The 24183-nt window shown below is 58.3% G+C and carries 16 protein-coding genes, 2 tRNA genes and 1 rRNA gene; 3 read left to right on the top strand and 16 right to left on the bottom strand.

Annotated features, from left to right (window positions below):
• The 12 genes from PGW49_RS05100 to PGW49_RS05045 all read right to left on the bottom strand — a co-directional run.
• Positions 1-193, bottom strand: a 16S ribosomal RNA gene (locus PGW49_RS05100); the annotation flags it as partial.
• 855 nt (positions 194-1048) lie between these two features.
• Positions 1049-1846 carry a TraX family protein gene (locus tag PGW49_RS05095; RefSeq protein ID WP_148331780.1) on the bottom strand — a complete coding sequence of 266 codons (798 nt, stop codon included), beginning with the start codon at positions 1844-1846 and terminating at the stop codon, positions 1049-1051.
• Between the two features lie 201 nt (positions 1847-2047).
• Positions 2048-2120 (bottom strand) — tRNA-Lys (locus PGW49_RS05090).
• Between the two features lie 28 nt (positions 2121-2148).
• The gene (locus PGW49_RS05085) at positions 2149-3429 is read right to left on the bottom strand and encodes an aminopeptidase (RefSeq protein ID WP_270225776.1); all 1281 of its coding nucleotides are present in this window, start codon (positions 3427-3429) and stop codon (positions 2149-2151) included.
• Positions 3430-3518: 89 nt separating this feature from the next.
• Positions 3519-4094 carry a hypothetical protein gene (locus tag PGW49_RS05080; protein ID WP_270225775.1) on the bottom strand — a complete coding sequence of 192 codons (576 nt, stop codon included), beginning with the start codon at positions 4092-4094 and terminating at the stop codon, positions 3519-3521.
• Positions 4095-4973, bottom strand: a complete 879-nt coding sequence (locus PGW49_RS05075; protein WP_270225780.1) for a phosphoribosylaminoimidazolesuccinocarboxamide synthase — start codon at positions 4971-4973, stop codon at positions 4095-4097.
• Positions 4974-5091: 118 nt separating this feature from the next.
• Positions 5092-6657 carry a sensor histidine kinase gene (locus PGW49_RS05070; RefSeq protein WP_035136482.1) on the bottom strand — a complete coding sequence of 522 codons (1566 nt, stop codon included), beginning with the start codon at positions 6655-6657 and terminating at the stop codon, positions 5092-5094.
• A gap of 11 nt (positions 6658-6668) precedes the next feature.
• Positions 6669-7391: a response regulator transcription factor gene (locus PGW49_RS05065; RefSeq protein ID WP_006236208.1), complete on the bottom strand. Its 723-nt coding sequence runs from the start codon at positions 7389-7391 to the stop codon at positions 6669-6671.
• Between the two features lie 153 nt (positions 7392-7544).
• Positions 7545-8756, bottom strand: a complete 1212-nt coding sequence (locus PGW49_RS05060) for a twin-arginine translocation signal domain-containing protein (RefSeq protein ID WP_148331778.1) — start codon at positions 8754-8756, stop codon at positions 7545-7547.
• Positions 8756-9019 carry a TIGR03905 family TSCPD domain-containing protein gene (locus PGW49_RS05055; protein ID WP_006236206.1) on the bottom strand — a complete coding sequence of 88 codons (264 nt, stop codon included), beginning with the start codon at positions 9017-9019 and terminating at the stop codon, positions 8756-8758. Before PGW49_RS05055 ends, PGW49_RS05060 begins: the two co-directional genes overlap by 1 nt.
• A 128-nt stretch (positions 9020-9147) precedes the next feature.
• Positions 9148-10494 (bottom strand): adenylosuccinate lyase, encoded by a 1347-nt coding sequence (purB, locus tag PGW49_RS05050; RefSeq protein ID WP_055251306.1) that lies wholly within the window; start codon positions 10492-10494, stop codon positions 9148-9150.
• Positions 10495-10918: 424 nt separating this feature from the next.
• A tRNA-Gly gene (locus PGW49_RS05045) sits at positions 10919-10993 on the bottom strand.
• A gap of 297 nt (positions 10994-11290) precedes the next feature.
• On the opposite strand from PGW49_RS05045, the gene PGW49_RS05040 reads away from it, so the two are divergent.
• On the top strand, positions 11291-14722 hold the full coding sequence (locus PGW49_RS05040) for a SpaA isopeptide-forming pilin-related protein (RefSeq protein WP_270225773.1): 3432 nt from the start codon (positions 11291-11293) through the stop codon (positions 14720-14722).
• A 66-nt stretch (positions 14723-14788) separates the two neighbouring features.
• On the opposite strand, the gene PGW49_RS05035 is transcribed toward PGW49_RS05040, so the two are convergent.
• Positions 14789-15007, bottom strand: a complete 219-nt coding sequence (locus PGW49_RS05035) for a hypothetical protein (RefSeq protein WP_022094153.1) — start codon at positions 15005-15007, stop codon at positions 14789-14791.
• A 21-nt stretch (positions 15008-15028) separates the two neighbouring features.
• Positions 15029-18199: a hypothetical protein gene (locus PGW49_RS05030; protein WP_270225772.1), complete on the bottom strand. Its 3171-nt coding sequence runs from the start codon at positions 18197-18199 to the stop codon at positions 15029-15031.
• Between the two features lie 198 nt (positions 18200-18397).
• On the opposite strand from PGW49_RS05030, the gene PGW49_RS05025 reads away from it, so the two are divergent.
• Together PGW49_RS05025 and PGW49_RS05020 are read left to right on the top strand one after the other, a co-directional pair.
• A complete protein-coding gene (locus PGW49_RS05025; protein WP_270225771.1) occupies positions 18398-19420 on the top strand; it encodes a helix-turn-helix transcriptional regulator in 1023 nt (340 codons plus the stop codon).
• Positions 19407-20324: a helix-turn-helix transcriptional regulator gene (locus PGW49_RS05020; RefSeq protein ID WP_270225770.1), complete on the top strand. Its 918-nt coding sequence runs from the start codon at positions 19407-19409 to the stop codon at positions 20322-20324. The genes PGW49_RS05025 and PGW49_RS05020 overlap by 14 nt, the downstream gene beginning before the upstream one ends.
• Here PGW49_RS05020 and PGW49_RS05015 read toward each other — a convergent pair.
• Positions 20321-23215: a helicase C-terminal domain-containing protein gene (locus PGW49_RS05015; protein ID WP_270225769.1), complete on the bottom strand. Its 2895-nt coding sequence runs from the start codon at positions 23213-23215 to the stop codon at positions 20321-20323. The two genes, PGW49_RS05020 and PGW49_RS05015, sit on opposite strands and share 4 nt — an antisense overlap.
• The gene (locus PGW49_RS05010) at positions 23209-24174 is read right to left on the bottom strand and encodes a D-alanine--D-alanine ligase family protein (RefSeq protein WP_035136496.1); all 966 of its coding nucleotides are present in this window, start codon (positions 24172-24174) and stop codon (positions 23209-23211) included. Before PGW49_RS05010 ends, PGW49_RS05015 begins: the two co-directional genes overlap by 7 nt.
• Positions 24175-24183: the final 9 nt, after the last annotated feature.

Below are 24183 nucleotides of genomic sequence, written 5' to 3'. Positions count from 1 at the left end.
TCACCCCGCCGTCTACCTGATGGGCCGCGGAGCCATCCCCTCCCGTCGGGGCTTTAGCCCGGGCGCCATGCGGCGCCCGGGGGTATCCGGTATTACCCGTCCTTTCGGGCGGCTATCCCGGGGGAGGGGGCAGGTTCTTGTGTTAGGCGCGCCGCCAGCGTTCATCCTGAGCCAGGATCGAACTCTCCGTCCAAAATATATGGGCTTCGAGCCCGTCCGGTCCTCTCAGTCATTCGCTGATCGGTTCCGTTCGATTCATATGGTTTTAGTATAGGAAAAGGAATTTCTCGGGGCCGCCTCTCGGCGGCCTTGCGAAAAACAAATCTCGGATGCGACACAACTGGCGTGTCCATCCTCGCAGTATCCGGTTCTCAAGGTGCACGCCCCGCGGCTGATCCGGTCCGACCGGGCCGCGCGGCAAGGAGATATATTGCCAGACCGGAGGGGCGCCGGGGGCGGGAATCGCGCACTCCATAATTTGTTCACAAACGAATATGTCCCTCAGTCGCGTCCCTGAGGTTATAACTGAAGCATTGGCTTCTGATATTGGCGATGACCAGCTGTTTTATGAGTATTGAGACATCGGTCATCTCTGGAGCGCTACTTTACCCCAAAGGCATCAGCTATTTGTTTCCCATCGGTAAAAGGCGGGTTTTGTTCGCCAAGCGTTCTTATATATAGATAGATACGGGTTCGAACCCATGAAAGGGCGACAAAAAAAGACAGCCAACCGAAGTTGACCGCTTTCTATTCTATGCTGGAGCATCCAGAGGGTGCTTCCGAACTCGTTTTCTCGCTGCCATTCATGCTTTCGAAGCATCTTTCGACCTTCGCAGTCTCATGTTTTGAGGATCTGCCGTGTTTATCACTGTTATCAATGAGTGTGTGGAAGTGATCCTCATACAGATTCATGCGATCCGCCAGAGAACTGAGAAGCATCTTTCTGCAGCCCTCGTTGTCTATCCTCGCATCTCTCAGGTCTTCCGGAAATTCACAAGCAGTCTTAGGGTCAATTTGTTTCTGCTTTCAGAGACTTGTTTGAGAGTTTTTAAAGACAGTTCAAAACAATAAGCGAGACACCATAAAGCAGAGCAAGATGTGCCGGATAGAAAATGTAGAAGAAATATTTCAGCTTCAGCCCTCGCTTGCCATTATAAAGATTGATAAGCAACAACGAAATTATCGCGGCAGCAACATCAGGATTAAAAATATTAGCTGTAGTGAACTCAAATCCGCCGCCAATTATATGGCATGACGAAAGGAGCACTGCACATACTGCAGCAAAGAACATCTTAGCTTTGCTGTCGTGGAATAAATAGAATGCAGCCACAAGCAGAATGCCATACGCACCGCCATCCAGCTTAGTGTATTCAGCTGCCAGTGCTGTCAAAACAATCAGAGCAATTTCTGCAATGTGCCTCTTCCATTTTGAAAGACTTTGTATCTTTTCCAGAATAATCAAAAAGACCAAGGAAAGCAGGAGCTCATACATAACATTCTGTTGCCGAAGGTCAAATAGCTGCCCGGTTTGAACGAAATCGTATATGGGCTCCGCAATGATTGCGAAGACAAGCATATTTCGCAGGTACTTCTTTATGTCATGAGTGTGCAAAAATCCCTCAACTATCAAAAAGCAAAATAAGGGAAATGCAATTCTGCCAAGAACATGAAGCACATCCGAAGCCTCGCTTAGAATCGCCCACTGTTCGTCTGATATCTGATTGTACGATGCGTGAGTCATGATTCCATTGGTCAGGACGATCCTGCTTACATGATCGAGAACCATCGAGATGGCCGCTATTATCTTTAATGTGCTGCCGCTAATTCCGTATCTATCTGTTTTCATTTCTTTTTCCTTTCTTTGGGTGGGCCGTCAGGGGTTCAGCCTGCTTCGCAGGCGGCCGCTGCGGCGCTTTCGCGCCTTGCGCGCTGCGCTGGCAAACGCTCGCGCGTTTACTCAGCTCCGCGCCCCCCGACGGGTTCGAACCCATGAAAGGGCGACAAAAAAGACGGCCAACCGAAGTTGACCGTCTCAACAATCTTTGGGTGGGCCGTCAGGGGTTCGAACCCTGGACCTTGGGATTAAAAGTCCCCTGCTCTGCCAGCTGAGCTAACGGCCCGCGGGTGGCATTGTACCACGGTCTGGGGCTATTCCCAACTCCATTGGCCGTTCTGGAAAATCACAACTTCACGTCCATCAGGCGTAATGCCCTTAATATCGATATCGTCCGTGCCAATCATAAAGTCGACGTGCGTGCTCGAAACGTTGACGCCATGCTCTAGGAGCTCTTCTTTGGACATATCATATCCGCCCTCGATGCACTCGGGGAAGCCGACGCCCAGCGCAAGGTGGCAGCTGGCGTTCTCGTCATAGAGCGTATCGTAGAACAGAACACCACTTTCGCGGATCGGCGTGTTCTTGGAAATGAGCGCGACCTCTCCCAGGTGAGCAGCGCCCTCGTCAGTATCGATGATACTTGCGAGCGTTGCCTTGCCCACGCGGGCGTCGTAGTCCACCACGCGGCCGCCCTCGAACTTAATCCAAAAATCGTCGACTTTATTGCCGTGGTGAATGAGCGGCATAGCCGAATACACGATACCGTCGGCACGCATACGATCAGGCGAGGTGAAGACCTCCTCGGTGGGGATGTTGGGGAAGAAGGGATGTCCATCGGGCGTCCTGCCCTTGCCACCGGCCCACTCGTGACCCTTCGTCATGCCAATCGTCAGATCGGTTCCATTTGCCGCGGTGTAATGCAGGTGGTCAAAACGATTGTCGTTCAGGAAGCGCAAGTTCTTTTCGAACGCCGCGTCATGAAGCTCCCAGTCGCTCTCCGGGTCCTGGCCATCGGCACGAGCGGTGTGCAGAATCGCATTCCACAGCTTATAGATTGCAACCTCATCGGCGTCTCCCGGGAACACCTCGCGCGCCCAAGCCACGACCGGCGCGCCGGCGATGCACCACGGGTTGATGTTGTAGTCCAGTCCACGGCGGAAGACCTTGCACTGCGTGTTCCTCGCCTTGGATGCCGCGGCCGGCTTGGCTGGATCGATGCCCTTGAGGGCCGCAGGATCCGCACCCTCGATAAAGATAAAGCAGGCACCGTCCTGGGCCAGGGAATCAAGCTGCAGGCGCTTCCACTCGGGCGTCTGCTCAAAATAGCTTTTATCGACATGCTCGTACGTGAGCCTCGTCACGGCATCATCGGCCCAAATGACCGTCACATGGCCAGCGCCGGCGACATAAGCCTCCGCGACCACCAAGCGGGCAAAAGGCGCGCACTCGACCGGAGACTGAACGACAACCTCCTGGCCGGGCTTGACGTTTACGCCCTTGCGGACGACCAGGCGCGCATAGTTTTTAATCTTGGGCTCCAGGGCCTTCATGCCCTCCAGAGCTTCTTCGACCGTCAGGGCAGCTCGAATCATGTGCCACTCCATCTATCTATAGAACAGTAAAAAGGCGCGCCGCAAAAACGACGCGCCTTATATCTTAGCGATAAGTATGTATGCAAACGCTACTTCTTCTTGGAGTCCTTCTTGTCCTCCTCGGCAGCTGCGCGCTCGATAAGAGCGTTGAGCTTGTTCTCGGACATGCCCTCGGCCTGCGCGCGGTACATGTTGCGCAAGGGACGAATACGAGCGAAGTCGTAGATAAAGTCACCTAAGATGATGACATAGGACAAAACAATGCAGACCATCTGGACGGGACTGGACACCGTGCCGCCGGGAGCGAAGTAGAGCGAAGCCCAAATTGCCACGACGAGTACCATGCCAATGGCGAGCACAATCCACCAGATGCGACGGCGCTTGGTGTAGTCCTCGTCCTGCTTGAGGAGGATATTCGACACCGTATAGATGCGGTCCTCCTTGGCGCGCTGCTTAGCCTTGCGGGCGCGCTTCTCCTCTTTAGAGAGGCCCTCGAGGTTCTCGCCCTTCTCGAGCTCTTTGCGGCGTGCCTTAGACGAAGCCGGCACGACGCGAACGGAGCTCGCTGCTTGGCGGGCGGGCTTAGCAGATGCGGCAGACTTGCGCGCAACCCCGGTAACTTCGTGGGATTGCGTGCGCTTGTTCGTGGCGCTACGGGTACTCACTTATGCGTTCTCCTTCATGCTTGTGAACTGGGAGCCCGTGATGATCTGGAAGGCCTCGCGATAGCGCTCGGACGTGCCATCGATGACCTCGGCGGGCAGGTGCGGGGTCTCCCCCGTCATATCCCAGTTGGCCTTGAGCCAATTGCGGACGAATTGCTTGTCGTAGCTAGGCTGGATCTTGCCCTCCTCGTAGCTGGCAGCAGGCCAGAAACGGCTGGAGTCGGGCGTGAGGCACTCGTCGATCAGCGTGACCTTGCCATCAATAACACCAAACTCGAACTTGGTGTCGGCAATGATGATGCCACGGGTCGCGGCGTACTCGGCAGCGGCCTTGTAGATCTTGAGGGAAAGGTCGCGAATCTGCGCGGCGATGTCCTCACCCACGATCTCGCAGCAACGCTCGAACGAAATGTTCTCGTCGTGGTCGCCGATCTCGGCCTTCGTGGACGGCGTGAACAGCGGCTCGGGAAGCTTGGAGGCCTCGGTCAGACCCTCGGGCAGCTGAATGCTGCAGACGGTGCCGTTCTCGTCATAGGTCTTCTTGCCCGAACCGGTCAGATAGCCGCGGACGATGCACTCGATAGGAATCGTCTGGGCCTTCTTAACCAGCATGGCGCGGCCAGCGAGGTAGTCACGATACTCAGCAAACTCCTCGGGGAAATCCGCCGGGTCGATGGAAACGAGATGGTTGGGGACGATGTCGGCAAACTTATCGAACCAGAATGCCGAGATGCGATTGAGCACCTCTCCCTTAAACGGAATCTCGTCGGGAAGAATGAAGTCGAACGCAGAAATGCGGTCGGTGGCGACCATCAGCAGGTTTTCACCGGCATCGTAGATATCACGAACCTTGCCACGGGAATCCGGACGACGCTCCATCGTTGTCACGTGAGTCACTCCTTACCTAAATACGACAGAAATGCGGGTTCTTTCCCGCATGTTTTCGCAAACTCGGAGCGGCAGGGACGCGGCCCCTCCTTCACCGAATAGCGAAAAGCTAGTGCTCCATTGTAGTAGATGCCGCGTCCGCCGTGTGCTCGCGGGGCAGATGAATTGTAAAAGTCGTACCCTTTCCAAGCTCCGACTCCACGGATATGTAGCCATGGTGACGCTCGACGATCTGCTTGGTCACGGCGAGGCCGACGCCCAGGCCGCCAGCTTCGCGGGCGCGGCTGGCATCGGCGCGCCAAAACCGCCCGAAAATGCGCGACAGATCGTCCTTGGCAATACCGATGCCGGTATCAGAAACGGCAATGCTGACGTGCCTGCGGTCACTGAGCACCGACACCACGACCCAACCGCCCTCGGGGGTGTAGCGCATGGCGTTGCTCATGAGGTTGATAACACATTGCGTGATCATGTCGGGATCGGCTTCGACGACATCGTCGTGACCCTGGGTCTCGTCCGCAAAACGCAGGCGCAGATCGCGGTCGGCAAACAGACGCTCCTGGCCGTTCACAATCGATCGCACGAAAGGAACCATGTCCACCGGCTCAAGGTTGAGCGGAGCCGTGCTGTTTTCCATGCGCGACAGGTCGAGCATCTGCTGCACCAGACGGGCCAGACGACGCGTCTCGGATGCGACCGTTTCCAGGTGTTCGTCATCGGTGGGATACACACCGTCTTGCATGGCCTCGACCGTTGCAAGCATGGCCATGAGCGGCGTGCGCAGCTCGTGTGCGACATCCGAGGTCAGGCGCTTCTCGTGTTTCATATCCTTCTCGAGCGAGGTGGCCATCTCATCGAAGGTCTCACCCAGCTGATCGATCTCGTCATCACCGCGCAGCCCCGTGCGAGCCGACAGGTCGCCGTCACGGATTTGCTTTGCGGTACTGGTGATGCGATGAATCGGTTTGGTGAGCATGCGCGACACGAGCGATCCGATAACGACCGAAATGCAGATTGCAACAACCGCGGCGAGGGCCATGGCGTTAAAGGTCTTCTCCCTAAACGCAGAGTCCGCCTTGGTGAGCAGAGCGTCGGAGCCGATGGCCCACAGCTTTACCTGTCCGACATGCTCGCCGGAAGACGTTACAATCTCGACGTTAGCAACGCTATCGGAGTCGGTTGGAGCAGACGAGACCGGGCTATGCGATGCCCTCTTGCCGCTCGTGTCGTCGGTCGTAGCCTGGTTTTCGCGTACATCGGCGGTGGCGCTTGCCGAGGGCCAGGAATCGTCATAAACGATCACACCCTTTTTATTGACGACCTGCATGCCCAGATCGTCGGAAACCAAACTCGACGTTGCGACCGTGCGCAGTTCTCCCGCGGTCCAAGAGCCGTTTTCCTCATATGAGGTCGCCAACTTCTCGGCAGCGGAATTTGCGATTTCGACGATATTGGAGCGTGTGTAATCCGAAAAGACCGTGCCCCACACAACAGAGACAACGCCCACCAGCACCAATACCGTCATGAGCGATGTCAGAGCAAAAGCAAGTGCCATGCGCGAGGGATAGCTCATCGTTGGCCGTGAATCGGAACGAGGCGTGTTCCAACTAGCCTTGGAACCCGCCTCGCTCTCCTGCTTGTGCTTTTGTCCGATTTCAAAGCGCGCAGGTGTCATATGTGATTTCCCTATTTCTCGTCCGACTTATCGGTCTTGGCCGGAGCCTCGAAGCGATAGCCGACACCATGGACGGTGTAGAGCCACTTGGGCTTCTTGGGATCATCGCCCAGCTTGGCGCGAAGATTCTTCACGTGGCTATCGATGGTGCGCTCATAGCCCTCAAAGTCATACCCGAGCACTTTCTCGACCAGCTCCATGCGGTTATACACACGGCCGGGATGACGGGCAAGTGTGGTGAGCAGCTTGAACTCGGAAGCCGTCAGATCGACTTCCTTGCCCTCGACCAAGATCTTGTGGCCCGAGATATCGATGACCAGATCGCCGAAGTCGAGTACCTCGACGGCGGGCTCGTCGGCCTGATGGGCACGGCGGAACAGAGCGCGAACGCGGGCGACGAGCTCGCGCGGCGAGAACGGCTTAATCAGATAGTCGTCGGCGCCGAGCTCAAGACCGATAATACGGTCCTCGATCTCGCCCTTAGCCGTCAGCATGATGATGGGGACATCCGAGGTATCGCGAATGGTGCGGCAAACGCGCTCGCCGGGGATCTTGGGGAGCATAAGGTCGAGCACGACCAGGTCGAACTGATGCTTCTCGAACTCCTCGATCGCGGACTGGCCGTCGCCGACGCCCACAACCCAGTAGCCTTCGCGCTCGAGATAGGCAGCGACGGCGTCACGGATTGCCTTCTCATCCTCGACCAGCAGAATCTTTTTTGCATCTGAAGCCATAACACGGCCCCCCTGTCTCAATTAGCTAAGAACAAGCCCATTTTAACGCACCTGAGCCCGCCAGATGCCGCTATGACGCGGCAGCTCGGCGGGCGGTACTCACAATTACAACGCGTTTATTCCCCTGTTGGCGCCTTTTTAACCCCTCTAAGCTTAAAGAGAGAATAGGCGTGCAGTGACCGTCTCTGGTATACCCTGGCTGTTGCGCACCGTGGCGTACGTAAGGAATGAGTCCGATTTTCCCGCCGTAGCTGGATAATCGCCATACTCCAAAGCGCGGTCGGGCGACAGCAGCGAGCCATAGGTCTTGGCAGAGGTGTCGATCAGGAAATGCGACGCCTGTACCTTAACAAGGTATTTATTCTTCTTGCCAGCCGCACATGCGAGCGGCTCGCGTGACAGGAAGAGGTACGGCCCTCCTTCATTACCGATATACGTGCCCATATTGCCCAGGCTGCCCACGCCACTATAGGCCGCCTCGATAGAAAACACGAAGGTATCGCCCATATATACGGCCTCGAAAGGCAAAACTGACGAAGGAAGGACCAACTGGGCACGCTTGGTGTTGTTGCCGTCGGTCAGATCGATTGCCGTTATGCCGTAGTAGACGCCCTCGTCGTTGCGGACACGCGGCGAGATGGTCAAAATGCCGTCGCTCGCGCGCGGGGCCGATGCAAAGCGGCCCGTCGATTTCCAAATTGTCTCGGCCTTGGATTCATCAAGTGAGCGACGATAGCAAAACGAATCGCTACTCGTTTTATTGCCACCTGCCGAGGGCATTTTATACCAGATGACTGATGACCCGAACGCCGTAAACAGCGGCGGATCATAGTCCTTGCCACCTCGATCGAGCTCAACCACGTCGCCAGAGAGCGAAGCGCCCGACAGATTTTGACCGTAGAGCTTCCACGATGAATTGGCAAAGTTCATCTCAACCCACGCGAATACGCTGTCGCCGGCACGGACATCGTAGAATGCATATCCCGTGCCCTCGATAGGATCCTCGATTAATGTGGTAAGCGAGCCATCGCCCAGGTTGAGCACACCGAGTGTGTTGGCGTGCAGTGCCGATGCGGGCGCCATCATCGCCGCGGCGTAATCGCCGTCGCAGTAGTACAGCAGCGTACCCAGAGGCAGCGTCCATGACGCCGCCGGCTCAAGATCGATGTCGACTGCCTCGTACTCATCCGTAATCGAGATGATTTTGGAATCATCCTTGATAACCTGCGGCTCGCCGGCGGCATCATCGCTGGTGCCCGTTTTTTTCGAGCATCCGGCAAGCACCGTGGCAGCGCCCGCGGCAGCCCCACCGAGTACAAAGCCGCGACGCGATATTCCGTTCTTGATGTGATCGGCGATACCCATTAGGCGATCTCGGTGCGAGCGGCCTCGATAGCGCGTGTAAGCTGGTCGGCGCAGGAGGTCTTTTTCATACCGCAGGTATTACCGGCGAGAACCTCGATTACGCGATCGGCAGGAGCGCCCTCGACCAGCTTGGAGATAGCCTTGAGATTGCCGTCGCAGCCGCCGGTAAACTCAACGCCCATCACCTTGTTGCCGTCATCGGAAAGATCAAGGTGAATATTGCGAGCACACACGCCCTGAGGCTTGTAATCAAACGAAATCATGCGATCCCCTCTCAGAATGTTATTCGAGACGACTATTATCCCCGTCTTTCCCTAAATGCAACGAGGCGCTTTGCCGGCAACACACATTACCAGCAAAGCGCCCTAAAAAGCTAACGTTATGCCCGAACCTACTCGAAGCTCAGCTGCTCCAGACGATCAAAGACCGTGTCGATACGGGTGAGGAAGTCCCACGGATCAAAGATCTCGTCGAGCTTCTCCTGACTGACGGTGCAGCGCGGGTCGGCCTCGAGACGCTCCTTAAAGGTGGGGCCGGAGACACAATCCTGTACCTCGTGCCAGGTTGCCATAGCGTTCTCCTGCACAATGGCGTACGCGTCCTCGCGGGTGATGCCCGTGTCGACGAGGGCGAGCAGTACCTTGGAAGAGAAGATGAGGCCGCGGGTCTTATTGAGGTTGGCCATCATGCGGGCGGGATACAGCTGCAGGCCGTCGATAACGCGGATGAGGCACTGGAACATGTGGTCGAGGGCGATGAAGCTATCGGCCTGGGCGACGCGCTCGGCAGAGGAGTGCGAAATGTCACGCTCGTGCCACAGGGCGACGTTATCGAAGGCAACCTGGGCGTTGGACTTCACGACGCGCGACAGACCGCAGACTTTCTCCATGGTGATGGGGTTGCGCTTGTGCGGCATGGCTGAGCTGCCCTTTTGGCCCTTACGGAACGGCTCCTCGGCCTCGAGCGTATCAGTCTTCTGCAGATTGCGGACCTCGGTAGCGATGCGCTCACAGGTGGCCGCTGTAGTGGCAAGCACGCCGGCAAGGTAGGCATGGTGATCGCGGCTGATGACCTGCGTGGACAGAGGATCGTGGACCAGGCCCAGGTGCTCGCAGACGTACTCCTCGACGAACGGCTCGATGGAGCTGTACGTGCCGACAGCGCCCGAGATGGCACCGAAGGCAACATTCTTGCGGGCGTCCTCAAGACGATCCAGATCGCGCTTGAGCTCCCAGGCCCAAGAGCCAAACTTCATGCCGAAGGTCATCGGCTCGGCGTGGATGCCATGAGTGCGGCCGGCACAGAGCGTGTTGCGCTCCTCAAAGGCGCGACGCTTGCAAATCTCGCCGAGCTTCTTGACGTCCTCGATGATCAGGTCGCAGGCCTGGGTGAGCTGGTAGCACAGGGCCGTGTCGCCCAGATCCGAGCTGGTCATGCCATAGTGAACCCAGCGGCTGGGCTTGGGGTCGCCCTCGGGAACATCGGCATCGATGTATTCCTTCATGTTGGTCAGGAAGGCAATGACGTCGTGGCGCGTGACTTCCTCGATCTCATCGACCTTCGCCTTCTCAAAGTTGGCATGGTCGCGGATCCACTGGGCCTCGTCTTTGGAAATACCGATCTTGCCGAGCTCCGCCTGGGCCTCGCAGGCCAGAACCTCGATCTCCTGCCAAATGGCGTACTTGTTCTCGAGGGAGAAGATGTGTCCCATCTCCGGGCGGGTATAGCGATCGATCATAGCGGCTCCTTTTTGGTTATTGGCACGTTGGTCGTAACCCAACCATTGTACCGTGCGCAGGTGCAAGTATGGGCAGCAGGCATTAACCTAACATTTTGGAATTGGAGCGGGCATGGGGACGTCCGCGTATTTGCTTCGCAAATACGCACCGGCTTCAGTGGCATACCGAGATCCGGGGAAGTGTGGGAGCAAAGCAGGCTGAATCTACCATTCCCGAAATCTTCCTTGCTCCATGGAGCGGGCAACGGGACGTCTGCGTATTTGCTTCGCAAATACGCACCGGCTGCGGTCGCCTATCGGCGACCTTGCCTGCTCGCTATAAACGCTTCGCGTTTATTTAACGCTCGCACCCTGTCGGGTTCGAGTCCCGGCACTTTATTGAAAAAGGCACGGTAACGAAACGTTACCGTGCCTGAAATTCGAATGGAGCGGGCAACGGGACTCGAACCCGCGAGTGTCAGCTTGGGAAGCTGATGCCTTACCACTTGGCGATGCCCGCATATGTGGGGGATAGTATAACGCGGTTGTCTTGTTCGATACAAGGGTGTCGATGCTTGTTTTAGCTGTGGAGAATCGTTTGAAAATCGCGCCAATTGTGGAGATGAGGACCTTTGTCTTTCTTTTCTTACCATCTTCTACCTGCACTTTTATCTGATTGTTGTATTTGAGCTCGATTTGTCAGAAATCGGGCAAGCTTTTGGTCAGGCTCCGGTACTTACCCGCATGAACCTCGGGGGTAGCCTCATCCTACGCGTCGCAACCTCCCCATGCGGCGCACGAGGGATAAGGAGCAGCCATGTCCAACGCACCCACGCACTCTGTCCACAGCGCAATCGCAACAGGTCCGCTGCTCCTGCTCCTCTTCCTGCTTTTCGGCTGCCTGGCACCAGGAGCCGCATTTGCCGTCGATGGCTACGACCAGCTCGGCTTCCGCACTATTAGCGATGATTGTGGGCCCTTCTTCATCGGCAAGTATGAAGCTCAAGACACCTCGATTGCCTACTGCATGAACCAGGAGCGCCCCGGCCCCACCAAACCGGGCGGCCCATGGCTCAACTTTGATCAAGGCTGGGTGTGGCTCGACGACGAGTTCGCGGCAATCGTTTGTCACGGATATCCCACCACCACGTCGTTTGGCGGTTACCATCTTTCACCCGATCGCGCCCGCGCCGCCACCCAGCTTGCCGTATGGATGCTCAACGGCACTACCCATGTCGACGGCACCTACTCCTACACGACCGCTCAGGGTAAAACCAAGAGCGGACACTTTACCGCCGACAATGAAGTCGTGGCGGCTGCGCGGTGGCTCCACGACAGCGCAAAATCAGGAAGCATCAAAGCCGCTCCGCACCGCGCGCGACGCTATCTAGGGGCCGTATCGGGCGGCAGCAAACGTCAAGACATGCTCTATGTACTGCCGGCGGTCTCTGTTTCCTTCCAAAAGCAGTCTGCTGACACCGTTATTACCAGCGGAAACAATACCTATCAGTTTACCGGGGCAACATTCGATATTTTTGAGAGCGCCAGCGGCGCGCGTGTCGGCACCATCAAGATGGACAGCAACGGTCGAGCGCAAGCAACACTTCTGCCCGACACGGCATACTACCTAGTTGAAACGAAGGCGCCGGCCGGCTATGTCCCCCGCCACGATCGTATTGCCTTTACCACGGGGAATGACGGCGGGCGGGTCGCCATTGATGAACAGCCCGGCACCATCAACCTGCGTATCGTAAAACTCGATGCCGCGACGAATGCCGGCCCCCAGGTGGGATCTTCACTCGCAGGAGCAGAGTTCACGTGTGTGTCGCAATCAACCCCTGGATGGGCGCAAATTCTCACGACTGACGAAAGCGGTCGGGCTACCCTCGTCGATGTCCCCTTAGGAACCTTTACCATCTACGAATCAAAAGCCCCCGAGGGCTACCTGCCATCCAACGACAGCTGGACCTATACCGTTGGAGCCGACCAGCTCGGCGATTCAGGCGTAGTCGAGATCGAATCTCGCATTTCCGATATCCCCATTGCGTTTGACCTTGAGATTTCCAAATTCAAGGATTACGGCAATAGCGACCAATCCGGCCTGGAGCAGCCGGCGGGTGGTGTTGTCTTTGAAGTTGTCAGCAACAGCTCTCAGCAGGTTGTTGGCACATTGACCACAAACATCTATGGCTTTGCCTCCACCAAAGATCAGCCCGAAGCATGGTTCGGCACAGGCAAGCGACCCGCCGGTGTCCACGGAGCCGTCCCATACGACCGTGCCGGCTACACGATTCGCGAGGTTCCGGAAACCGTCCCCGAGGGTTTTAAACGTGCAGGGGAATGGACCGTCGGGGCCAATCAGATTTCCAACGGCGCCGAGCTTCAATATATCGTGGACAACCACGCTCTGTCGACGCATCTCCAGATTGTAAAACGCGATGCCCAAACAGGCGCTTCTGTTCCACTAGCCGGATTCACCTTCCAACTCCTCGACAGCAATCACGAACCTGTCTCACAAACTTGCTGGTATCCAGCACATAACGTAATGGACACCTTTACGACTGACGCGACCGGGACCGTCACACTGCCAGAATCGCTCGTGCCGGGCACCTATTATGTACGCGAAGCCTCGGCCAAAGAGCCCTATCTTGTCGGCGAAGAGATCGAGGTAAACATACCCGCCGACATGAACCTAACGCCCGTTGTAATCGCCTCGTATTATGACCACGCCGCGACCGGAAACATCAGGATCGTTAAAACCGATGCCGTAGACGGCAGCAGCCTCGCGGGCGCCGTCTTTGAGATCCGTGCCTCGGGTGATATCGTGCGCCCCGACGGTAGCATTGCCGCGCTCGACGGTGAGACTGTCGCTGCCGTCACGACGGATGAAACTGGAGAAGCACGCGCGGACGACCTCCCGCTGGGATCTGGCACCGCACGCTACGAGGTTGTCGAGACTCAAGCGCCGGCAGGCTTCTTACTCGATCGGACATCCCATATTGTCGACCTTACTTATGCCGACCAGAAAACACCCGTTGTAGAAGCACGGCTTAACGTATCCGACGATTACACCAAGGTAGATATCTCCAAGGTCGATGCAAGCGGCGAGCAGGAAGTGGAAGGCGCACAGCTCACCTTATATGGTCCCGATAAAACCGAAATAGACTCCTGGACCTCATCCGACAAGCCACACCGCGTCGAACATCTTGCACCCGGCACCTACTCGTTGCGCGAAATGATGTCTCCGCGGACCTATGACCTTGCCGAGGAGATAACGTTTGAAATAAAAGATACGGGAGAAGTCCAATCCGTCGCGATGAAGGATGCGCCCATCGAGATCAAGGGACAGGTCGACAAGCGTCAGGAACTTGTCCAACCTATCGAAAAGGGCCTGTTGGCTAACGGCGATGGTAAAAACCGCGCCACGACGCAAACCAATAGTGATGGGCTTTTCTCCTATACCATCGATGCTCGAAACGATTCCGCTACTTGGGTTGATGAGTTTACGATTACCGATGATCTTGAGTGCGCCAAAGACGGCACGGCGAGATTCATCTCAATCGAAACCCCCGTCGCCATCGGCGACCTCAACGGTCTGTGCAACGTGTGGTATCGCACGACGCCGTTGGACTCGACAGACGTCGATGAACCGGCGAACGCGACACTTGACGATGGACACGAAAATCCTTGGCTTGAGTCCGACGAAGTAAAAGAGAGCCTTGGTGAGGACTGTCGCCTCGTCGATTACGACGGCTGGCGCCTCTGGAAGGCGGATGTCTCGACCACGGAATCCACCACACTCGAGGCGGAAGAGCTCGACCTTACACCCAATACCGTCGTAACGGGCATTCGAATTGAATACGGTGCGGTAGCCGCCGACTTTACGACTCGAAGCGATGCGGATTCTTGGACCCGCGATGATCTCAAAGATGAGCACGACGACCTTGACGATGCCAAAGCAATCCTTGGCACAGACGCTCGGGGCGCAATCGTGCACATGCAGGCGACGTCGGCTTATACGCCCCAAACCGCACTCACCAACAGAGCACGCGTCGATCTTTGCCGCAACGGCGGCGGCGATAAACTTGAGTCACATGACGAGGACCGTGTCATTCAACGCTGTACCCTACCGCAGGACCTACCGGCAACAGGATCAGTTCCCATCGCCGCTTGCATCACCGCGCTCCTGACCTCGGGTGCCGCAGCCCTATGGTTCGCTCGCCTTAGGTCGACCCCAAAGAAGCGCTAGCGCGATGAAAAAGCGGGCGAGCCAGTCCCCTGGCTCGCCCGCTTTCAATCATGTAAATCGCCGTATCTACTCTGCAGACGAAGATCCACCATCAACGATTGCCTGCTCGGACTCAGGAATCCCATCGGCACCCGTACTCTGTTCTTGCTCCACCTCTTCGCTGATTGCGGAGGCGGGGGTCGAGCCCTTTGCACCCACGATGTAGGCAGCCCCAAATCCTAACGCAATGGCAATCAAGGTCAAAATCACGTAGACAGGCCAATGGCGCTTAATATACGAAAACACGTTGACTCCTTAGAGCTCCGTCTACGAACGGCGGATAACCTCGGTCACGACCTCGGATACCGTGGCAATGTTCGTCGGGTTGACATTGTGGGGCAGGTCGTCCTCGGTACGAGCGCAAGCCAGACGCGTGCCGTCCACGCCGGCGATGGTGAGGGCTCGGCGGCTCGCCTCGAGCGCGGCATAGGCATCGGTCTTGGCATAGGGCATCTCGAGCGCGCCACAATCGACATGGAACGACTTGCACACCTTGCTGACCAGGTTCATGATGCGGCGATCGCCCTTGAGCAGCTGCTGTTCGCCCTCGACCGTCACCACCGAAAGCCTACCGGCGCCGACGGATTCAAGATTGATGAAGAATACGCCGCGGAGCTTATCGCGATGCGAAGCCAAGAAGGCCTTCATGCCGGCGCCATCACAATCCGAGGCGCCCGTTGCCACAAACCAGATATCGTGACCGAGCAGCTCATCATCGCCCATAGAGGCGACAGCCGAGAGCATATCTTCGGAAGAAGCGCCATCGGAAGACGTAGCGCCGCCCTTCCAGCCATCGTTATCGTCCTCGAAGTTATCCCACGAACCGATACCGCGACCGGACTTCTTGGCATCGTAATCGTCTTCGACGCCCAGCCAATCACTCATGCTGTCCTGCTCGTTTTTCCTTTTACGACCGAACAGGCCACCCAGGCCGCGTTTGCGAGACTTGGGTGCCGCCGGGGCGGGAGCCGAAATGGTCTCGATCGGCTGCGCGCCCGACGCAACGGGCATAGAAGGCGCAACGGGTGCCGATGTGGGTTCGGGACCCTGGGCAGTAGCAAAGGGGTCGTTGACCTGGGTAGAGGGATCGGGAAGGTCGAACAGCGACGTGCGAGACGCAAAGTTTGCCTGCTTCATAGACGGCAGCGACGGATCGGGGACCGAAGCCAGCGGAGACGAGGAAGGTGCAGGCGACGGTGCCGACGCCGGATCGGGAACATTCATCTGCGGACGCGGCGATGCCTGGGAGGAAATCTGGGCCATAAGGGAATCGACCGTTTCGTCCTGGGTGGGAGCGACATTGGCAACCGTGGCACCGGAACCACTCGGGGTCGGCATGGTGAAAATCTGCGTGGAGTAAGGCCTCGACTCATCCGTCTCGGGAGTCTCGGAAACCGCAGGCACTTCCTCCTGCTCGACCTCGGTCGAATCACCTTGATCGGCTGCCGCGTATTGCTCTTCGTCAGAGTTGGCCTCGACGGACTCGTCCTCGGCGGCATCTTGGATTTCGGCAGCATCAATGGGCTCGTCATCGTCTGCCGCGTCGCCCTGCTCATCGGAAACAGGAAGGGGCTCGGCAATTGCGGTGCCTTGCTTTTCAAACGTTATCGTGGAATCGAACTGCGCGGCATCAAACGACATGGTGCTATCGACGTGCTGCTGAGCCTCGAAAGACGTTGTTGCCTCAACAACATCCGCTGACGTCGGTTGCTGGGACTCAAAGGACGTCGTAGCTTCGGCAGCGTCGACGGGCCCGGACTGCATAGCCTCGTTCTGCTCGAACTCTTGCGCCGCGCGCTCACGTGCCGCCTCGGCTGCCTGCTGCTGAGCGATAGCCTCCTGCTCGGCAGCCTCGCGTGCGGCAGCGCGCTTCTCCTCGAAATCGTCGACAAATTTCCTGCCCTTTGCAAGCGCACCCTTAAAGAAGCTGGAAGCGCTGGCGCCAATCGAAGAGAACGCGGATGCAATATCGGCATGGGGCGTTGCCGCGGGAATCTCGGCCGAGAAATCAGTATCGCTCTCGTAAGACACGCGCCCCGGCTGTTCAACGTAATCGTCGTCAGACTCGTCCGCAACGTCTTGCGCCGGCGCGGCGGGAGCCAAAATGTCCAGTCCTGCCGCGGGATCGATCGCAGACACCGCCTCGGGCTCGGCAACGGTAACCGCGGCAGACTCATCATCCGCAGTGACAACGGGCGCAGGCTCGGGCTCAAACGTCGGCTCCTCGCCCTCCTCGTAATCGAGCGTGCAGGACTCGGGAAGCATTCCGAGCGCACGGATGGCATCCGAACCAAAGCGGATGTTGCCGGCGGCGTTGCGATAGAGCTTGGGCTCGGGCTCGGCCGCGGCAGGCTCCTCCGCCGGCTCAGCAGCGGGAACCTCGTCATTGAACTCTTCGGCCTGGACAGCCTGATTCTGATCCTCGGGCACGATGGCGCCAATCAGCGTCTCGTCGGCAGACGCACCCTCAAAGCCCTCGATCTGCTCGTCAAAAGCCTCGCCCTGTTCGGGCTCGGTTTGAGCGTCGGGAGCAATCGGCTGACCGAACTCGTCCTCGGCGTAGGTAGGCTCTTCGTACTCGATGGTGTTGCCGTAGTCGTTTTGCTGCTGGGCCGCGGCATACTCCGCCGCCGCGCGCGCCATTTCCTCGGCACGACGTTTCTGCTCCCCAAAATAGGTATCGAACGGAACATCGTCGGGAAACTCGTTCTCGCCCTGGAAGGGAGCAACGTTGTCCATAACGCCGAGCATAGCGGCGACAGAAGACTTGTTGCACACCGCGCCGGACGTATAGGGAAGAATGTGGCGGTTAGAGATGATGTTTGCCGCGTTGGCAAGTGCAACGAGGGAAGCGAGGATCGCGACAATCCACAGCAGAACCTTGAGCGCGCCGGGGAGCGGCAGGATACGCAGGATGGCAACGGCAGCAGGGGCAACCGTGGCAACGGGCAACAGCTTGGCGATGAGCGCACGATACGAAGCATAGGGCTCGCGGGCGAGCAGCTCAGCACGGGGAGAGTCGTAGTGTGCGACAACGACCACCGGGCGGTTGCGCGGAGACGCGAGTGGGCCCGAGGCCTTGTGGTAGGCGATGACATTTTGGCTCACGCCCGTCTTGCCCAGGCGCGAAACCACGGGGTGGCCCGCACGCTCGAGCACGTAAAGAACGGCGCCGACAATGGCCAGCAAGGTGCCGACCAAGCCGATACCGCCGCCGATGCCCATCAGCAGGGCGCCGGCAAACGCAAGAATACCGGTAACGGCAAATGCCAATCTACTGGGCGCCGGGGCATTGAACTCCTGAACCTCGGGGTCAAAGCCGTGGTTGCGGAAGATCTGAGCGATATCCTCGGCAGCCAAGCGCTCTTCTTCGCTGCATGCCGGCGTAATGCCGGTGTTCTGCAGCAGGTGGTTAATATAGTTCTGGGTGTTCGCCATGTGCGCTCCACATCCATAATCCGACAAATAGGCCCAATGCATGCACATTAGAACCGTATATAGTCGAAAGTATACCCCGAGCGAGCGCAAACGACCGAATTCGGGCCATCTTAACGCCCCGAGCGGACAAGGATATAGCCTAATCTCCATATCGGACTAAAATCATGGCAGCAAACCACCTTCTCATGCGAGGACTCTATGACGGCAAGCGACGCGACCGCGACAATTAAAAAGGGGAATTCGGAGCCCAGTTTCGATAAAACGGCTCAGCGCATCCTCAATCTTTTCTTTGTGCTCAACAGCTCCCCCGAACCGCTGACGACCGAGCAGATCGTCTTGGATTCTGACCTGGGATATGGCTCCGGCAACATCGACTCGGATAAGCGCAAGTTTCGGCGCGATCGTGACAAACTGCTCGAGCGTGACATCTTAATCAAGGAGGTTCGCCCCGCCGGTGCGCAGGAGACCGAGGAAAGCTCGTGGACAATCGACCGCGAGCACACCTTTGCAGCAGGCGGCCTCATCACCACAGACGACGCCGATATCCTGCTCAACGCCATCGACCAGACGCTAGCGGCCGGCTTATCCACTTTTGCCGCACCGCTCGCCGATATTCGCTCCAAGATTGCCTACCTCACCGGTAGGACGACGGTGGACGAGGCGCCGGTCCGCCGCTCTCCCACCGTCGATGCGGTATGGAGCGCCTTTGCCGAGCGATGCGCGCTGCGATTTTTATATCAGAACGGACGCGGCGAGCAGAAAGAACGTACCGTCTGCGTATACGGCATGTTCGAGCGCGAGGGCGTGGCGTACTTCTGCGGCCTCGACAACGTCACCGACGACATCAGGACATTCCGCTGCGACCGTATCGTTCGCGCTTGGCGTCCTTCGAAGGCCTACGTCATCCCCGCGGACTTCAATCTCAACGACTATCTGTTCTTTGAATTCGATTTTGCCGACCGACCGCCCGTTGCAGCCACGTTCTCGTTCGGTCCTCAGACGCAGATCGATATGATCAACGGCCTCACGCGCGGGCGAGGTGAGCTCGCACACACCGATGCGGGATGGACCTGGACCGTTGACGTGCGTGACCTTGAAGCCGCCGCCTCATTTTGCATGGCCCACGCCATGGACGGCATGAGGCCCATGGCCCCCAAATCGCTCAAGCAGGCGTGGAACCACCTCATTGAAAGGACGGTGCACGAGCATGCCCGTGCGTAAACTCACCAGCGAGCAGAGACTCTCGCGCGCCATCGACATCATGGAGGCCCTCTACGCCGCCGGCGAGAGCGGCATGACACGAACCGAGATTTGCAGTCGCTTTGACATCACGGGGGTGTCGCTCGACGAGATTCTCGAGATCGTCTCGACGCTCGCGGACCGAGAATCGGGCGCGCGCATCATCTGCGAATGCCACGGCGAGCGCGTGGCCCTCACTGGTGACGCCGGGCGTGTGCTACCGCTGCGCCTGAGTGCCGCCGAAGGCGCTGTGCTCAACCATGAACTCGAATCGTTGGGAATCGAGCCGCAGACGGCAGCTCGGATTCGACATGCCCTTCTACCCGAAGAGCTCGGCTATAACCAGCGCGTCTTTGACACCGTCAACCACGGGTCGCACTGGCAGCAGCTGAGCTGCGCCATTCAGGACGGCGTTCGCTGCCGCATCTCGTATCGCTCGATGGACGATGCACGGCCACGCGAGCGTCTGGTCGACCCCTTGCGCATTACGGCAAACGGCGACCAAACATACCTGATTGCCTGGGACATCACAGTCGATGAGCAGCGCACCTATCGCATGGATAAAATCGAGGGACTCGCCTTGACGGAAGACTCCGTCGTGCCTCACGCACCAGACGTTGCATCCCTCCGCGATTCCCTTGCCCGGACACAGCGTAGCGCAAAGCTCTTGATGCCATTCGATATGGCGGAGCATCTGGACTGGGCCGGCATCACCCTAATCGAGCGCGGCGGGGCAGACATGGCAACGGTAACCGTGCATTACGGCTCCGAGCGTTGGCTACTGAGCCAGATAATCGCAGCGGGCGGAGCCATCCGCATCTTGGATGACCCCACCCTGTCAAGGCGTCTGTACGATATGGCAAAAACCCTCGTCTGTCCGCTTTAGCGCCGCCGCTCGTGGCGTGCGCGCCACAGTTGCAGATAGTGCCCGATCTGCGCCGATTCGATGCGCTGGTAGGAGCTCGTGGGCAGCGACGTTAAGAACTTCTTTCCGTAGCCCTTCGTCACCAGGCGCGGGTCGGCCAGAATCAGCACGCCGCAATCGGTCGACGAGCGGATAAGGCGCCCGGCCGCCTGCTTGACCTCGAGCACCGCCTCGGGCAGCGAATAGCGCGCCCAAGCGCGGTCTTCGCGTAGGTTACGCTCGCACGAGAGCGGGTCCGTGGGGCTCGAGAACGGCAGCTTGGGAATGATGACGCAGCGCAGCGTCTCGCCGCTGGCGTCGAATCCCTCCCAGAAGGCCTTAAGCGCAAAAAGCGACGAGGTCGGCTCGTTGATAAACCGGTCGCGCAGGCGACGAGGAGATGAGTTGCGCTGCTGGCAGTTGAGCTCCAGACCCGCACGGGCCATCTTGGGCTCAACGCGGGCGTACAGGTCTTCCATGTCGCGCCGATTGGTGAACAGTGTGAGCACCGATCCGCCCATGGCAAGATGGGCGTCGACCAGCACGCGCTCGAGCGCCGTAAGATAGCTCTCACGATCGCGCGGATCGGGGATATCGCCCGCAACGACTACAGCCATGTTCGAATCGAAGTCGTAGCTCGAGTCCAAGTGCAACGATGAGGATGTTGAAGCACCGATGCGATCGAGGCCGACCGCGTGGTTAAAGTGTTCAAAGCTTTTGGACACCGTCATGGTCGCCGAGGCAAAGATAGCCGTGTGAACCTCGGGCAGCCACTCGGTTGCCAAGGCCTCGCCAATGTCGATGCGCTCTGCGGTCATCGACTCTCCGCCGGCACGCAGTCTGCGATTGACCTGCAGCGAATACACGTAGTGTTCATCGGTGCCATCAATGATGAGTTTGAGGTTCTCGGCCAGCTCGTGCAGGCGGCGCGAGATATCACCCAGGTCGACAACAACCTCGGGCTTGTCGCCGGCGACGGCTTGTACCAGCGCGTCGACGCTCTTGTCAGCCTGTTCCAATGCGTCGATGGCAGTGTAGGCCGACTGCAAGAAATCATGCCAGTCGTCAGATTCGCGCAACTCGGGGCCAATCCATAGATTGGCATTGTCATAACCCCCACGGGCACGGCGACCGAGCTCGCGAACGCCATCGAACACGTCGGCGATTGCCATGCTCGCGCGCGCAACCGTCGACGTTGCCTTGGCAGTAAGGCCCAGATAGAGCGTAGAGCCCTCGGAGGTTGCCAAATCACGAGAAACCTGGCTTAGCGCACCGGTGCTCGAGCCACCCAGGCGCTCAAACAGAACGCGTGATTCGTCCGCCGACACCACGCGCGCCCACTGACGGCGCGCCTCGCGCTCGATAGAATGGGCCTCGTCGATTACCCAGTGACGAATCGGAGGCAAAATCCTGCCCTCGGCCGCAACATTGCGGAACAGCAGGGAATGGTTGGTGACCACCACATCGGCATGCGCCGCACGACGGCGGGCGCCGTGGACCAAACATTTATCAGGGAAAAACGGGCAGAGGCGACGAGCACACTCGCGCGAGGCCGTCGTAAAGTCAGGGCGGTTGACGCTGCGCCACCGAATGCCAAGTGAGTCGAGGTCGCCATCGGCTGATTGGCAGACGTACGCCATAATGACCGCGACCGCCGTGAGCGTGTCCGCCGGATCGCGCTTGGTGGTAATCTCGACCTGCCCGCGGCTCATGCGCTCAAGTTTGCGCAGGCACGGATAGTGGTCATACCCCTTGAGAGCGCAAAATGACAGACCACCTTCCAGTTGCTCGGCAAGTTTTGGCAGCTCATGGTACATGAGCTGGTCGGCAAGATTGTTCGATTTGGTCGCAATACCAACCGTGATGTTGTTACGGCGTGCTGCCTCGGCAAAAGGCACCAGATAGGCCATCGATTTGCCGACGCCCGTGCCCGCCTCAATTACACGATGAGTGCCCGTGACCAGCGCATCGCGGACCTCGAGCGCCATCGCGATCTGCTCATCACGCGGCTCGTAGGTGGGATACATGCGATTGACCAGGCCACCTGGCGCATAGTCTGCCTCAATCTCCTCACGACTCGGCATCTTGAGTACCGGCAGTTCGTCGGCGTCCACCCGATCGTCGGCGCGATCGGCCTTGAGAACGTCAGCACGAGCGGCGCTGAGAGAGAAGATAGAACCAGGGTTCTGCCCTGCCAAGAATGAGAAGATAGGACGATAGGACCAAGGCACATCCGGATGCATGTCGGCTAGGCGCGCCATGAGGCCCTGGGGCAAGTCGGTGAGCGCCACGAGCAACACGCGCCATACGCCACACAGGGCGTCGACGTCGGCATTGGCACGGTGTGATACCGAGTCACAGCCAAACAGATCGGCCATAAAAGACAGCTTGTGCGAGGCCAGGCGCGGAAGCGCGATTCGCGACAGCGCCAGCGAATCGATCCAAATATCGCTCACGTTGACGCCGCCTTTGACCGACTCGATAAACGAGCGGTCGAACGTGGCGTTATGTGCGACCACCGGGCAACCACCGACAAAATCGGCGAGAGCGGCGACGGCCTCAACGGCCGACGGGGCATCTGCCACATCGGCATTTGTAATGCTCGTGAGCTCGGTAATCTCGGCGGGAATCAGCTGCTTGGGATGCACGAAGGTATCGAAACGGTCGACGATCTCGCGGCCCGAAAGACGGGCCGCCGAGATCTCGATCAGCTCGTTGTCCTGCACCGAAAGACCTGTGGTCTCGGTATCGAGGACAATTACATCTTCCTCGATAAGACCGAAGGACTGCGTTTTGGCGCGTTCGGCAAGCGTGGCATAGGAGTCGATGACAAACTGCGGCGTTCCTGACGAAACCGCGTCCTCGATTAGCATGCAATGCCCGCTCGACGAAGGCCCATACGGATCAGGCTGTCACAGACCTGCGGGAACGTCATGTCGTCGGTGTGGCGGATCTCGTCCGGATACAGCGACGTATCGGTCATGCCGGGAATGGTATTGGTCTCGAGGATAACGGGGCCGTCCTCACTCACGATAAAGTCGCTGCGCGAGATACCCAGGCAACCGAGGGCCTTGTGAGCAGCACAGGCAAGCTCCTGGGCACGAGCGTAATTCTCGGGTGAAATCTGCGCCGGAATGCGATGGATGTCCGTAGGGTCGACATACTTCACGTCCAGATCGTAGAACTCACAGTCCTCGGGCTTACGAATCTCGACAATCGGCAGAGCGCGCACGTCATCTTCGCCGTATACGCCGACGGTGATCTCGGTACCCTCGATGCACTTCTCGACCAGTACTTTGTCGCCGTACTCAAACGCCTTGGCGATTGCCGCGGGCAGCTCGGAGGGCTCATGGACCAGGGAAATGCCATAGCTGGAACCGTTGACGGCCGGCTTCACAAAGCAGCGCTCGCCACAAACCTCGACGATATGATCGATATCGACTTCATCGCCCACCTCGAGCGCAAGGCCGGGGGCAATGGGAATGCCCGCCTTGGCGTACAGGAGCTTAGAGACCTCCTTGTCGGCACCGCAGGCGCTGGCAAGCACGCCCGAAGCCGTGTAGGGGATACCCAGGGTCTCCATGGCGCCTTGCATGGCGCCATCCTCGCCGCCGGCACCGTGCATGGCGATAAACGCCACGTCAAAGCCGCCGGTTGCCATGGTTACCATAAAGTCATCAGCGGCCGTATCGAGCAGCTCCACCGAGGTGTAGCCGGCTTCCTTCAGTGCCACCACAACGTTCTTTCCCGAATTAAGCGAGATCTCGCGCTCAGCGGAATGACCGCCCGCCAAGACCGCTACGTGCATGTTCTCTAGGCTTTTACCCGGCATGGGCAGACT

The organism is Collinsella aerofaciens, from assembly GCF_027679495.1.
In the GTDB taxonomy this organism is placed as follows: Bacteria; Actinomycetota; Coriobacteriia; order Coriobacteriales; family Coriobacteriaceae; genus Collinsella; species Collinsella aerofaciens_AK.
This window is presented reverse-complemented; position numbering and strand designations above follow the sequence as displayed.